This window comes from Escherichia sp. MOD1-EC6475 (assembly GCF_003046645.1).
Classification (GTDB): Bacteria; Pseudomonadota; Gammaproteobacteria; order Enterobacterales; family Enterobacteriaceae; genus Escherichia; species Escherichia ruysiae.
The window spans coordinates 1-13,148 of the sequence record NZ_PZKQ01000092.1 but is presented as its reverse complement, the minus strand read 5'-3'; the positions used below and the strand labels follow the sequence as shown (position 1 = coordinate 13,148).

Below are 13,148 nucleotides of genomic sequence, written 5' to 3'. Positions count from 1 at the left end.
AATATAGGGGCAAATCCAGTGATAACTATTTCTCGAAAGCAAATATCGAGCTTGATAATACCGTCGTGACGATGATTCCGACGCGTGGCGCAGTGGTTAAAGCTGAGTTTGTTACTCATGTGGGTTACCGTGTTTTATTCAGAGTCATGAATGTAAAAGGTAAGCCAGCACCATTTGGCGCGATGGCTTCAGTACAAAGTACGTCCTCTGCAAACTCAGGGATTGTGGGGGAGCATGGCGAGCTTTATCTCTCGGGGCTTCCTGAAAAGGGGCAAGTAACATTATCCTGGGGCGAAAATGCGACCACAAAATGTACCTTCGATTACACACTCTCATTACCTGCAAGTGAAAGTGGATTAATTGAGCAAGACGTGACATGTCATTAAAAGGATTTTTATGAACAAGAATATTATACGATGGTGGCTGGCTGTTCTTATTATCTCTTTTAGTGGCGTAACACTAGCTGCTCCCAGAGGAATATGTACTCCAGATAATGGAGTTTTTCATAGTACGCTTAATTTTTCAGGCTATCTTATTACAGCAAACGAGAACAGAGTAGGTTCAATATTTAACACTACGGTGACTAATGGTGCCTCTTATCCAGGTCGCTGTCATTGTGATACGGGGCCTTTAGATCGATTCTCCTATATTTACTATACAGCCATAATCAATGATGCCTTAATCTTTGCTGGTGTTCACTCAAATTTGAATTATTATAATCTTAATCCGAATCTCGATGTGGGTATTGCAATTGATATTCTTGGGGTTGGAATGGTTAATGCCCCGTTTGAGTATCATCCTAATAAGCCTACTACCAGTTACGATTGTGGCCGTATTTCCCCTTTGAATGTTTCCAGCGGTGCGAAAGCGAACATTTCTTTTTATATCAAAAAAACCTTTGCGGGAAAGCTAATTATTCCTGAAACAAAGATATCTACGTTGTATGGAACCATAAGTCGTGATACGCCGGTTGACTATTCTCAACCGCTGGCCGACGTTTACATTCGTGGCGATATCACTGCGGCACAAACCTGCGAAATTAATAATTTACAGCCGATTTATTTTGATTTTAAAGAAATACCCGCCGCAGATTTTTCATCTGTTGCCGGGAGTGCGGTAACAACGCATAAAATCACTAAAACCGTCACTATTGAGTGTGAAAACCTGGGGTTACTGAATACAGACGATATCACCACATCATTTTATGCTACTGAATCCAGTACGGATAATTCTATGGTTGTCACGTCAAATCCAAATGTGGGCATTAAAATTTACGATAAAAATAGTAAAGAAATAAAAGTTAACGGTGGGGAGTTACCGACAGATATGGGCGAAACAAACGTCTTTGGTGAAAAATCGGGACATGTCACTTTTTCTGCTGCACCAGCAAGTCTGACCGGCGCTCGCCCCGCGCCCGGAACATTTACCGCAACAGCAACGATAACCGTTGAGATTATTCGCTAGCCGCAGTCTGGCAACGGTGATCCACGCGCCGTTGTCATCTTATGCATATTCTTCGTCGTTTTTTCCTGGCACCATGACAAAAAGATGACATCAGTCATCTTTTTTTATGATTAAAAATCAACATGTTAGTTAATAATATTCTTTTGTCATAAAACTGTCATAAACCTTACATATAACTGTCACCTGTTTGTCCTATTTTGCTTCTCGTAGCCAACAAACAATGCTTTATGAATCCTCCCAGGAGACATTATGAAAGTTATGCGTACCACCGTCGCAACTGTTGTCGCCGCGACCTTATCGATGAGTGCTTTCTCTGTGTTTGCAGAAGCAAGCCTGACAGGTGCAGGTGCAACCTTCCCTGCGCCGGTGTATGCCAAATGGGCTGACACTTACCAGAAAGAAACCGGTAATAAAGTTAACTACCAGGGTATCGGTTCTTCCGGTGGCGTAAAACAGATTATCGCTAACACCGTTGATTTCGGTGCTTCTGATGCGCCGTTGTCTGACGAAAAACTGGCTCAGGAAGGTCTTTTCCAGTTCCCGACCGTGATTGGCGGCGTGGTACTGGCGGTTAACCTGCCGGGTCTGAAATCTGGTGAACTGGTGCTGGATGGTAAAACTCTCGGTGACATCTACCTGGGCAAAATCAAAAAGTGGGATGACGAAGCCATCGCCAAACTGAATCCGGGTCTGAAACTGCCTTCACAGAACATTGCCGTAGTGCGCCGCGCAGATGGCTCCGGTACTTCCTTCGTCTTCACCAGCTACCTGGCGAAAGTGAACGAAGAGTGGAAAAACAACGTTGGCACTGGCTCTACCGTAAAATGGCCGATCGGTCTGGGCGGTAAAGGTAACGACGGTATCGCCGCGTTCGTTCAGCGTCTGCCGGGTGCCATTGGTTACGTTGAATATGCTTACGCGAAGCAGAACAACCTGGCGTACACCAAACTGATCTCCGCTGATGGCAAACCGGTTAGTCCGACCGAAGAAAATTTTGCCAATGCAGCAAAAGGCGCAGACTGGAGCAAAACCTTCGCTCAGGATCTGACCAACCAGAAAGGCGAAGATGCATGGCCGATCACCTCTACCACGTTCATACTGATCCACAAAGATCAGAAGAAACCTGAGCAGGGCACTGAAGTGCTGAAGTTCTTCGATTGGGCGTACAAAACCGGAGCGAAACAGGCTAATGACCTGGATTACGCCAGCCTGCCGGAGAGCGTTGTAGAACAGGTTCGCGCTGCGTGGAAGACCAATATTAAAGACAGTAGCGGTAAGCCGCTGTACTAATAAAACACCATGCCGGATAAGGCGCTAACGCCGCATCCGGCATTACAAAATGACTTTGTAAACGCGTTTAACTGAAGAGTAACTTATGGCTGCAACCAAGCCTGCTTTTAACCCACCGGGTAAAAAGGGCGACATAATTTTCAGCGTGCTGGTAAAACTGGCGGCGCTGATTGTGCTATTGATGTTGGGTGGCATTATTGTCTCTCTGATCATCTCCTCCTGGCCGAGCATTCAGAAATTTGGTCTGGCTTTCCTGTGGACCAAAGAGTGGGATGCGCCGAACGATATCTACGGGGCGCTGGTGCCGATCTACGGTACGCTGGTGACCTCGTTTATCGCGCTGCTGATCGCCGTTCCGGTGAGTTTCGGTATCGCCCTGTTCCTGACCGAGCTTGCGCCAGGCTGGCTGAAACGCCCGCTGGGGATCGCCATTGAGCTGCTGGCAGCCATTCCAAGTATCGTTTATGGCATGTGGGGCCTGTTTATCTTCGCGCCGCTGTTTGCCGTTTACTTCCAGGAGCCAGTTGGCAATATCCTGTCGAATATCCCGATTGTCGGCGCTCTGTTCTCCGGCCCGGCCTTTGGTATCGGTATCCTCGCGGCAGGTGTGATCCTCGCCATTATGATCATTCCGTACATTGCGGCGGTAATGCGCGATGTGTTCGAACAAACCCCGGTGATGATGAAAGAGTCGGCCTACGGTATCGGCTGCACCACCTGGGAAGTTATCTGGCGTATCGTTCTTCCGTTCACCAAAAATGGTGTTATCGGCGGCATTATGCTGGGACTGGGGCGCGCGCTCGGTGAAACCATGGCGGTGACCTTTATCATCGGTAACACCTACCAGCTCGACAGCGCCTCGCTGTACATGCCGGGCAACAGTATCACCTCTGCGCTGGCCAACGAATTTGCGGAAGCTGAATCTGGCCTGCACGTTGCCGCACTGATGGAACTGGGCTTGATCCTGTTTGTAATTACCTTCATCGTCCTGGCCGCATCGAAGTTTATGATTATGCGCCTGGCTAAGAATGAGGGGGCACGCTAATGGCTATGGTTGAAATGCAAACCACTGCGGCGCTGGCGGAATCCCGCCGCAAAATGCAGGCGCGTCGCCGCCTCAAAAACCGTATTGCGCTGACGCTTTCAATGGCGACGATGGCCTTCGGCCTGTTCTGGCTGATCTGGATTTTAATGTCCACCATCACTCGCGGTATCGACGGTATGTCGCTGGCGCTGTTCACCGAAATGACGCCGCCGCCAAATACCGAAGGCGGTGGTCTGGCGAACGCCCTGGCGGGTAGCGGCCTGTTAATTTTGTGGGCCACGGTATTCGGTACGCCGCTGGGCATCATGGCGGGGATTTATCTGGCGGAATATGGTCGTAAATCCTGGCTGGCAGAAGTGATTCGCTTCATTAACGACATTCTGCTCTCTGCACCGTCGATTGTGGTTGGTCTGTTTGTCTACACCATCGTGGTGGCGCAGATGGAGCACTTCTCCGGCTGGGCGGGCGTGATTGCGCTGGCGCTGTTGCAGGTGCCGATTGTTATCCGTACCACCGAGAACATGCTGAAGCTGGTGCCGGACAGCCTGCGTGAAGCGGCTTATGCGCTGGGTACGCCGAAGTGGAAGATGATCTCCGCGATTACGCTGAAAGCGTCGGTATCCGGGATCATGACCGGTATCCTGTTGGCGATTGCCCGTATTGCTGGTGAAACTGCGCCGCTGCTGTTTACCGCGCTCTCCAACCAGTTCTGGAGCACCGACATGATGCAGCCGATTGCCAACCTGCCGGTGACGATCTTTAAGTTTGCGATGAGCCCATTTGCGGAATGGCAGCAACTGGCCTGGGCCGGGGTATTGATCATCACCCTGTGCGTCCTGCTGCTGAACATTCTGGCGCGCGTTGTTTTTGCGAAGAATAAACACGGTTAACACTTTGCCGGATGCGGCGTGAGCGCCTTATCCGGCCTACGGTAAGCCTGATTAGCGAAGTGCATCAGGCACGATGAGGAAAAGATTGCAATGAGTATGGTTGAAACTGCCCCGAGTAAAATTCAGGTTCGTAATTTGAACTTCTACTACGGCAAATTCCATGCCCTGAAAAACATCAACCTGGATATCGCTAAAAACCAGGTTACGGCGTTTATCGGGCCGTCCGGCTGCGGTAAATCGACGCTGCTGCGTACCTTCAATAAAATGTTTGAACTGTACCCGGATCAGCGTGCGGAAGGTGAAATTCTGCTCGATGGCGACAACATCCTGACTAACACTCAGGATATCGCCCTGCTTCGTGCGAAAGTGGGCATGGTGTTCCAGAAACCGACGCCGTTCCCGATGTCCATTTACGACAACATCGCTTTTGGTGTCCGTCTGTTTGAGAAGCTCTCTCGTGCCGACATGGACGAGCGCGTACAGTGGGCATTGACCAAGGCCGCATTGTGGAACGAAACCAAAGATAAATTGCACCAGAGCGGTTACTCTCTCTCTGGTGGTCAGCAACAGCGTCTGTGCATTGCTCGTGGTATCGCCATTCGCCCGGAAGTGCTGCTGCTCGATGAACCGTGTTCGGCACTCGACCCTATCTCCACCGGGCGTATTGAAGAGCTGATTACCGAACTGAAGCAGGATTACACCGTGGTGATCGTCACCCACAACATGCAGCAGGCTGCGCGTTGTTCCGACCACACGGCATTTATGTATATGGGCGAATTGATTGAGTTCAGCAACACGGACGATCTGTTCACCAAGCCAGCGAAGAAACAAACAGAAGACTACATCACCGGTCGTTACGGTTGATTCAGGAGTGCGTTATGGACAGTCTCAATCTTAATAAACATATTTCCGGCCAGTTCAACGCCGAACTGGAAAGTATCCGCACGCAGGTGATGACCATGGGCGGCATGGTGGAGCAACAGCTTACTGATGCCATCACCGCCATGCACAACCAGGACAGCGATCTGGCGAAGCGTGTGATCGAAGGCGACAAAAACGTCAACATGATGGAAGTGGCGATCGATGAAGCCTGCGTGCGCATTATTGCCAAACGTCAGCCGACGGCGAGCGACCTGCGACTGGTTATGGTGATCAGCAAAACCATTGCCGAGCTAGAGCGTATTGGCGACGTGGCGGACAAAATCTGCCGTACTGCGCTGGAGAAATTCTCCCAGCAGCATCAGCCGTTGCTGGTGAGTCTGGAGTCGCTGGGGCGTCACACAATCCAGATGCTGCATGACGTGCTGGACGCGTTCGCGCGCATGGATATTGACGAAGCGGTACGAATTTATCGTGAAGATAAAAAAGTCGATCAGGAGTACGAAGGTATTGTTCGTCAACTGATGACCTACATGATGGAAGATTCGCGTACCATTCCGAGCGTACTTACCGCGCTGTTCTGCGCGCGCTCCATCGAGCGTATCGGCGACCGCTGCCAGAATATCTGTGAATACATCTTCTACTACGTGAAGGGTCAGGATTTCCGTCACGTCGGCGGCGATGAACTGGATAAACTGCTGGCAGAGAAAGATCCGAAAGCGTCACGCTAAGCGTATACCGCATCCGGCAATCTGCGAGTACGTAATCTGACCGGTGAGATATATCACCGGTCTCTTTATTTACTGAGTGATATCCCAGCCGCGAGCCTTCCAGAGTTCTGGTAACTGTGAAAGATGGGTAAAAGTAGTGACTTTCGGATGAACGATCGGCTTATTGTGCGGGTCAGCGCAGAAGTAAAACACTTCCATACCGGCATCGATTCCTGACTGCGCACCGGCGCTGGAGTCATCAACCAGAATGCAGTTTTCAACGTTCACATTCATCGCTTTTGCAGCATGGAACATTAACGCCGGATCGGGCTTCCAGCGTTGGATGTCGTAACCGCTGAACAGTTTTTCCGGGAAATAGTGCAGCATATTGAGTTTGCCAAGCGAATGTTGCATTTTGCTGACCGGGCCGTTAGAGACGACGCACATCGGCACGTTAACGCTCGCCAGCAATTCGTTAGCACCCGCAATCACCTCCAGTTCGCTATCAAACAGACGCGCCACTTCCGCACGGTAAACGTGCTCGGCATCGGCACGAACTATTTCTACGCCCTGTTCTTTGCTAATGATGTCGATGATTTCGTAGAGTTTTACGCCTTTAAAACGGGTAAAAATTTCTTCCAGGTCAACGTGAATGCCAAATTCCCTGAACATTGTGACATAGGCGCGAGAGCAAATGACCTCGCTATCGACCAGCGTACCGTCACAGTCGAAAAATACCGCTTCTATCTGGGACATGTCTTTCCTTTATCGTTAGTTTAACGTTTTCGTCATGCAGATTGGCGCGACGCAATCGTTGCCGTATAAGCAAATACAATGAAAAAAAATTATCTTCAGCCGTCCATATTGTCTCATTTTGGTATACGATAGCGACGGATTTTCCCTCCTTGTTCGGAAATAGATAATGAGTCAACAACACACAACCCAGGCTTCTGGCCAGGGGATGCTGGAACGCGTGTTTAAACTGCGCGAACATGGCACGACGGCACGGACCGAAGTGATCGCTGGTTTTACCACCTTCCTGACGATGGTTTACATCGTTTTTGTTAACCCGCAAATTCTCGGCGTCGCTGGCATGGATACCAGCGCCGTCTTCGTCACCACCTGTCTGATTGCTGCGTTCGGCAGTATTCTGATGGGGCTGTTTGCTAACCTGCCAGTCGCGCTGGCTCCCGCTATGGGTCTGAATGCGTTCTTCGCTTTTGTCGTTGTGCAGGCGATGGGCTTGCCATGGCAGGTCGGGATGGGCGCAATCTTCTGGGGCGCGATTGGTCTGCTGTTACTGACGATTTTCCGCGTTCGCTACTGGATGATTGCCAACATTCCGGTGAGTCTGCGTGTGGGGATCACCAGCGGTATCGGCCTGTTCATTGGTATGATGGGGCTGAAAAACGCAGGTGTTATTGTCGCTAACCCGGAAACGTTGGTTAGCATCGGTAACCTGACTTCTCACAGCGTGCTGCTAGGTATCCTCGGCTTCTTCATCATTGCTATTCTGGCCTCGCGCAACATTCACGCGGCGGTACTGGTTTCCATCGTGGTGACGACGCTGCTGGGCTGGATGCTGGGTGATGTGCACTACAACGGCATTGTCTCCGCACCGCCGAGCGTGATGACGGTCGTGGGTCATGTGGATTTGGCCGGGTCGTTTAACCTCGGACTGGCAGGGGTGATTTTCTCTTTCATGCTGGTCAACCTGTTTGACTCTTCCGGTACGTTGATTGGCGTGACCGATAAAGCGGGTCTGGCGGATGAGAAAGGTAAATTTCCGCGCATGAAGCAGGCGCTGTATGTCGACAGTATCTCTTCTGTTACCGGTTCATTTATCGGTACATCTTCCGTCACGGCGTACATTGAGTCTTCTTCCGGCGTTTCCGTTGGCGGTCGTACCGGTCTGACGGCAGTGGTTGTCGGCCTGCTATTCCTGCTGGTTATCTTCCTGTCACCGTTGGCGGGAATGGTGCCTGGCTATGCCGCTGCTGGCGCGCTGATCTACGTGGGCGTACTAATGACTTCAAGTCTTGCTCGCGTGAAATGGCAGGATCTTACTGAATCTGTTCCGGCGTTTATTACCGCCGTGATGATGCCGTTCAGCTTTTCTATTACCGAAGGTATCGCGCTGGGCTTCATTTCCTACTGCGTAATGAAAATCGGCACCGGACGTCTGCGTGATCTAAGCCCGTGCGTAATCATCGTTGCGCTGCTGTTTATCCTGAAGATTGTGTTTATCGACGCCCACTAAAATCGATAACTCGTTAAAAAAACCCGCCATGAGTTACCGCTGGCGGGTTTTTTTATTTAGAGTTTCACCCGCTGAATAAACTCGCCAAATGCGGTCAATTGTCCGGTCAGATGATCCAGTGTTCCTTGATCAATCACTTCTCCGGTTTGTGGATCGACTTTGTTCTGAATCACACCGCCCATAAACTCCGGTTTGTTCATTACCATCGCGTCGAGAAAAACCAGAATCTGGCGCAGGTGATACTGACAGCGCGCGCCGCCAATCACGCCCATTGAGCTGGTCTGAATCAACACCGGTTTACCGGCCAGCGGTTGATCCGGCAGGCGAGATAGCCAGTCGATGGCATTTTTCAGTCCGCCCGGCACGGAGTAGTTATATTCCGGCGTGACGATCACTACGCCGTCAGCCTGACGGATCTGTTCCGCCAGAGCTTCAACTGTCGCTGGAAAACCTTCTTCCTGCTGTACGTCAGCGTCATACAGGGGAATGTCGGCAATGGAAGGTAACGCATTGACTTCCATACCCGCAGGGGCAATTTTCGGCAGTGTACGTGCAACCATGCCATTAAATGAGCCTTTGCGCAGGCTCCCCAGTAACGTAACTACCTTCAATTTTTCAGACATGATGACTCCTGTGGTTGTCTATCAATTTGGCGAAAAAGACTTCACGGTAGAGAGCTGGGCAAAACGCATCATCCGGCTGGTGGGGTTGTTGGCGCGACTGTGAATATCCGGCAGACTTTTCCAGCCTTGCTTACCATCTAACTCCCAGACACTGAGCTTCTCAATCGCTGGAGTGACCGCCACGGACCACACCAGCACGTCCTCTGCGTCGCATAACGCTTCTACATGATTTACATGGGCACATTTCAGGCGTCCGGCAATGGGCAGCAATTGCAGATCGCGCGGGTCGTCATTCAGTACATCGCCGGTAAGTTTTAGCACGCTTCGGCGCAAAGTGATCAGTTGCGCCCGCGCTTCGTTAGGATCGTTCTGCTTACTGATCCATAACGATTCATTGCTGGAAAAAATAGGGTTATCGGGTGCGTGGGGACTATGAAACCCGCGTGTCGCGCGCTGTAGCTCCATATCAAGACCACACTCACCTTCGGTTGTTAACGCCACGCCGACCATATTTCCGGCATAGGATATTGAAAATGATGGCAAATTTTTATCGAGGAAAACCGGCTTTCCTTTAGCCTGGGTGACGATCTCTGGTAATTCGCTTATGCCATACAGCATAGACATCAGTTCTGCGAGTAAACCTCTGGACGCCAGAAAACGACTTTGACGATGAGGGGGTAGATTTCGGGCTTCTTGATGACACCGGGAGGGGAGACGAACAGATATCAGATGTCCTTCCGTTAAAATCCCTCGGGCAAAGTGAGTCGCCATTTTTCGCTCCATGCTTAATGGTCCATTATGAATACAAGAGTAATCATTTGCTGGAACTATGGACAGACCAAAGAGGCGAAAAGTTCGATTTGGATAAGTTTATTACATGTTTTTTACATTCCATCGTGAAATATGGTCGCGTTTTATACGATTTTATTATGCTATCGAGGCGTAAATATTTTTTATGGTTTCCCGTAACCAGACGATCTTTGGGTTATGGCTATTCCGTTTGTGCCACAGCAGAGTAAACGGTACTTCCAGCTTTTTTTGCTGGCTTTCGTCAAACGGGAGAGGAAGAGCAACCAACGGCAGTTGGTGGAGCTGATTGTAGTACTGACAGTAGCGCGGCGCGGTTGCCAGTAGCATATTGTCGGGCTGCGCCGCCATAAATAGCGCCTGCTCAAATTCTGGCAGACTCATGGCAATCGTACGTTCTCGGCCTAGCTCCTGTAACACATTGTCCAGCGCCCAGGTATCGCTCTGTTCCCAGCAAATGCTGATATGCGGATAACGTAAAAAGGTATCCAGATCCCACGCTTCACGTAGTGCCGGATGATCTTTGCGTAGCCAGACGCAGGGTACATCACTAAACAGCACTTCATAATCAATGGATAACGGCAGTGAACTTAGTAGCTCCCGCGAACGGGGATGGCTTTCACGACCAGAAAAGCCGATATCCACTTCGCCACGGGTAATCGCATCCAGCGAATCGTAATCCCAGTTGCGTAATTTAATAGTCGCCTGTGGGTAACGCTGGTAGATCTGTTTTGATAGCGCGTTAAACATGATCATCATCAGCGGCGACTCCGCCGCCAGCTCAAACTTCAGGCCGCGCGGCGTTTCGTGATGCGGTTTATCCAGCAGCAGGTTGCTCATTTGCATCCATTCCGCCAGATTTTGTTCCATGCTGACCATCAGCGGTGTAGGCGTCAGACCCAGCGGTGAATTCACAAAGAGCGGATCATCAAACCATGCCCGAAGTTTTGCCAATGACTTGCTCACCGCCGAAGGCGTTACGTTCATCCGCTTCGCCGCTTTGGTTACGCTGCGCTCCTGCATCAGTAGTTGCAGGCAGAGCAGCAAATTAAGGTCAAGAGTGGTGATGGATTTCTTCATGAGCGGTAACAGGGCGTCCAGGAGTGACGAGCATAATCAGCAACAGGCTCACTATGCTACAGGCAATCAGAATCCCGATCAGCATATTCCATGTACCGACACCGACCACCGCCGCCAGCCAAATCCACAGTGATGAACCGCAAACCTGTGCGATGCCTAAGGTCGAGCTGGCTACGCCTGCGCGCAACGAAAACGGGCCTAATGCCTGACTCATTGCCACGCCGAAGCCCACCGAAAAACCGGCGCAAATCAGCGTGATGCCAAACAGAGAAATCACGTGGGAAGGTGAAATGGCAAGGGTGATACCCGCCGCCAGGAATAACACCTGCGAGGTGATCATCAGCGTTCGCGGCTTAAAAACTCCCAATGCAAACGGCGTGGAGAATGAAACGGTCATGCTGACGCCTGCGGTCAGCGCCATAATGGTGGCGTATTCTCCGCGCTCAAAACCCATGATTTCCATCATCAATACAGGCGACGTATTCACGAAGGTGAGGATCACCGAAACGCTGAGGGTGGTGATAACAACACGGCTGAGGAAAAACCGATTAAGCAGCGACTCGCTATTTTCTCGTGGTTTGTCAGAAGCTGCGGGGGCGGCAGGGCACGTTTCTTTTAAGATAAACAAAGACAATATCAGTACCGCGATGCCCATCATTGCCATCGCCCAGAACAGACTCTGCCACGGGAATTTAAGCATAATCAGATGTCCGAGCACTGGCGCTAACACCGGAATGATGCAGGTAATGCCGTTGAGTAACGACAGCACTTTTGCCCGGCGTCGATCGTCCAGTGTGTCACGTAAAATGGCGAACGCCACCACGTAACAACAACCCGCGCCCAGTCCCTGCAGAAATCGCCCGGCAAGAAATAACGTGCTGGTTTCAGCCAGTGAACAGAACACCGAGGCGATAATAAATAGCGCCGCGCCGGGTATGGCGACCGGTTTTCTCCCTGAACGATCAGCCACTTTACCAGCAAATAACATCGCTGCCGCCATCCCCGCCAGATAAACGGAGAACGCAATATGCAACTGCGCTTCGCTGGCATTGAGGTCGGCGGCGATGCGCGGTAAACCAACGAGGTACATATCAATCCCTGCGGGATAAAGTAAAACCAGGGCAAAACTACAAATTAAGAAACGGGACATGAGCTAAAGCGTCCTGACGGGAAGGTGGCGCAAAGCATACGTGGTGAAGGAGAATCAGGCGAGTTGCCATTTGGACATAAGTGATTTCCTGACAGGCAAGAAGCCAGCGAATAATCGCTGACTTCTTGAAGAGCTTAGCCAAATTTAGGTAACACGTTAAAGACGTTACCGAACCAGCATAAAATCACAGTTATACCAAAGAGGATAACAATCGCCGGAATGAGATTGCCGCCCCAGACCGTGAACATCTGGTTGGGAAACTTCTTGCGGGCTTTGATTGCCAGTACCGCTGGGATAATGACCGCCCAGATGGTGGCGCACAGCCCGGCACCGCCGATCCCGTAAATAAAGCCGTTCGGGAAGACCAGATACAACAACGCGGGTGGCAGGAAGGTTAACAGCACGGTTTTGAAACGACCGGCGTGGGAGTTATCAATCTTAAATAGATCCGCCAGATAATCGAACAGTCCCAGCGTGACGCCAAAGAACGAACTGGCGACAGCCAAGTTAGAGAACACCAGCAGGCAAAACTCGATAATGCCATGTTGTTTGGTGCCGAGGAACGATTTCACCAGTGAATCGACGTTGCCGCCGGAGGAGATAATCGCTTTAAAACTTTCACGCGGAATATTCCCCATCGTGCAATACAGCCAGAAGAGATAAATCACCAGTGCCAGCAGCGAACCGAAAACCACGCTTTTGATTAGCTTATCTTTGCGTTTGCCATAGCAAATAATCAGGCTGGGAATATTGCCGTGGAAACCAAATGACGCAAGGCACACTGGCAGAGCCATAAAAATGTACGGGAAGTAAGACGTCCCCGCAGTCGTGCTGGTGGCATCACGTAGAACGGAATAATCGACCTGGAAGAAGAAAGAGCCAAACACAATGACAAAGGAGATAATCTTCAGACCGAGGAACAATGAGGTAATATGGATTTGCCCCTATAT

The 13,148-nt window shown here is 50.6% G+C and carries 13 protein-coding genes and 1 pseudogene; 8 read left to right on the top strand and 6 right to left on the bottom strand.

Features of this window, described 5'->3' with window-relative positions; genetic code table 11:
- From A7589_RS22080 to phoU, 7 genes are all read left to right on the top strand, one after another.
- On the top strand, window positions 1-386 hold a 386-nt coding region (locus A7589_RS22080), incomplete at its 5' end, for a FimD/PapC C-terminal domain-containing protein (RefSeq protein WP_286174600.1).
- A gap of 10 nt (window positions 387-396) precedes the next feature.
- Window positions 397-1,464, top strand: coding sequence for a fimbrial protein (locus tag A7589_RS22075; protein ID WP_105282685.1), 1,068 nt, complete (start codon window positions 397-399; stop codon window positions 1,462-1,464).
- 249 nt (window positions 1,465-1,713) lie between these two features.
- The gene (pstS, locus tag A7589_RS22070) at window positions 1,714-2,754 is read left to right on the top strand and encodes a phosphate ABC transporter substrate-binding protein PstS (RefSeq protein ID WP_000867163.1); all 1,041 of its coding nucleotides are present in this window, start codon (window positions 1,714-1,716) and stop codon (window positions 2,752-2,754) included.
- 85 nt (window positions 2,755-2,839) lie between these two features.
- On the top strand, window positions 2,840-3,799 hold the full coding sequence (pstC, locus tag A7589_RS22065; protein ID WP_000741617.1) for a phosphate ABC transporter permease PstC: 960 nt from the start codon (window positions 2,840-2,842) through the stop codon (window positions 3,797-3,799).
- Window positions 3,799-4,689, top strand: coding sequence for a phosphate ABC transporter permease PstA (gene pstA / locus A7589_RS22060; RefSeq protein WP_001251991.1), 891 nt, complete (start codon window positions 3,799-3,801; stop codon window positions 4,687-4,689). The genes pstC and pstA overlap by 1 nt, the downstream gene beginning before the upstream one ends.
- A 90-nt stretch (window positions 4,690-4,779) precedes the next feature.
- Window positions 4,780-5,553, top strand: a complete 774-nt coding sequence (gene pstB, locus A7589_RS22055; RefSeq protein ID WP_000063120.1) for a phosphate ABC transporter ATP-binding protein PstB — start codon at window positions 4,780-4,782, stop codon at window positions 5,551-5,553.
- 14 nt (window positions 5,554-5,567) lie between these two features.
- Window positions 5,568-6,299 (top strand): phosphate signaling complex protein PhoU, encoded by a 732-nt coding sequence (gene phoU / locus A7589_RS22050; RefSeq protein ID WP_000377802.1) that lies wholly within the window; start codon window positions 5,568-5,570, stop codon window positions 6,297-6,299.
- Between the two features lie 69 nt (window positions 6,300-6,368).
- Here the strand turns inward: phoU and yieH are convergent, their stop codons facing one another.
- The gene (gene yieH, locus A7589_RS22045; RefSeq protein ID WP_000078046.1) at window positions 6,369-7,034 is read right to left on the bottom strand and encodes a 6-phosphogluconate phosphatase; all 666 of its coding nucleotides are present in this window, start codon (window positions 7,032-7,034) and stop codon (window positions 6,369-6,371) included.
- 166 nt (window positions 7,035-7,200) lie between these two features.
- Between yieH and adeP the strand changes: the two genes are divergently transcribed.
- Entirely contained in the window at window positions 7,201-8,538 is a 1,338-nt protein-coding gene (adeP, locus tag A7589_RS22040) for an adenine permease AdeP (RefSeq protein ID WP_010354153.1), read from the top strand.
- Window positions 8,539-8,594: 56 nt separating this feature from the next.
- On the opposite strand, the gene yieF is transcribed toward adeP, so the two are convergent.
- The 5 genes and pseudogenes from yieF to tnaB all read right to left on the bottom strand — a co-directional run.
- Complete coding sequence (gene yieF / locus A7589_RS22035) at window positions 8,595-9,161, bottom strand: class I chromate reductase YieF (RefSeq protein WP_001291116.1); 567 nt, start codon at window positions 9,159-9,161, stop codon at window positions 8,595-8,597.
- 21 nt (window positions 9,162-9,182) lie between these two features.
- Window positions 9,183-9,932 carry a 4'-phosphopantetheinyl transferase family protein gene (locus A7589_RS22030; protein WP_010347267.1) on the bottom strand — a complete coding sequence of 250 codons (750 nt, stop codon included), beginning with the start codon at window positions 9,930-9,932 and terminating at the stop codon, window positions 9,183-9,185.
- 156 nt (window positions 9,933-10,088) lie between these two features.
- Window positions 10,089-11,048, bottom strand: coding sequence for an HTH-type transcriptional regulator YidZ (yidZ, locus tag A7589_RS22025; RefSeq protein WP_010354156.1), 960 nt, complete (start codon window positions 11,046-11,048; stop codon window positions 10,089-10,091).
- Window positions 11,023-12,198: a multidrug efflux MFS transporter MdtL gene (gene mdtL / locus A7589_RS22020; RefSeq protein ID WP_000085977.1), complete on the bottom strand. Its 1,176-nt coding sequence runs from the start codon at window positions 12,196-12,198 to the stop codon at window positions 11,023-11,025. Before mdtL ends, yidZ begins: the two co-directional genes overlap by 26 nt.
- A gap of 134 nt (window positions 12,199-12,332) precedes the next feature.
- A pseudogene (tnaB, locus tag A7589_RS22015) lies at window positions 12,333-13,130 on the bottom strand (low affinity tryptophan permease TnaB); the annotation flags it as partial.
- Between the last annotated feature and the right edge of the window lie 18 nt (window positions 13,131-13,148).

What these genes read in the sequence shown, in the direction of transcription:
- A7589_RS22075 (WP_105282685.1), top strand. Translation starts at nt 397, where the DNA reads ATGAACAAGAATATTATACGATGGTGGCTGGCTGTTCTTATTATCTCT.
- pstS (WP_000867163.1), top strand. Translation starts at nt 1,714, where the DNA reads ATGAAAGTTATGCGTACCACCGTCGCAACTGTTGTCGCCGCGACCTTA.
- mdtL (WP_000085977.1), bottom strand. Translation starts at nt 12,198, where the DNA reads ATGTCCCGTTTCTTAATTTGTAGTTTTGCCCTGGTTTTACTTTATCCC.
- phoU (WP_000377802.1), top strand. Translation starts at nt 5,568, where the DNA reads ATGGACAGTCTCAATCTTAATAAACATATTTCCGGCCAGTTCAACGCC.
- yieH (WP_000078046.1), bottom strand. Translation starts at nt 7,034, where the DNA reads ATGTCCCAGATAGAAGCGGTATTTTTCGACTGTGACGGTACGCTGGTC.
- A7589_RS22030 (WP_010347267.1), bottom strand. Translation starts at nt 9,932, where the DNA reads ATGGCGACTCACTTTGCCCGAGGGATTTTAACGGAAGGACATCTGATA.
- adeP (WP_010354153.1), top strand. Translation starts at nt 7,201, where the DNA reads ATGAGTCAACAACACACAACCCAGGCTTCTGGCCAGGGGATGCTGGAA.
- pstA (WP_001251991.1), top strand. Translation starts at nt 3,799, where the DNA reads ATGGCTATGGTTGAAATGCAAACCACTGCGGCGCTGGCGGAATCCCGC.
- pstC (WP_000741617.1), top strand. Translation starts at nt 2,840, where the DNA reads ATGGCTGCAACCAAGCCTGCTTTTAACCCACCGGGTAAAAAGGGCGAC.
- pstB (WP_000063120.1), top strand. Translation starts at nt 4,780, where the DNA reads ATGAGTATGGTTGAAACTGCCCCGAGTAAAATTCAGGTTCGTAATTTG.
- yieF (WP_001291116.1), bottom strand. Translation starts at nt 9,161, where the DNA reads ATGTCTGAAAAATTGAAGGTAGTTACGTTACTGGGGAGCCTGCGCAAA.
- yidZ (WP_010354156.1), bottom strand. Translation starts at nt 11,048, where the DNA reads ATGAAGAAATCCATCACCACTCTTGACCTTAATTTGCTGCTCTGCCTG.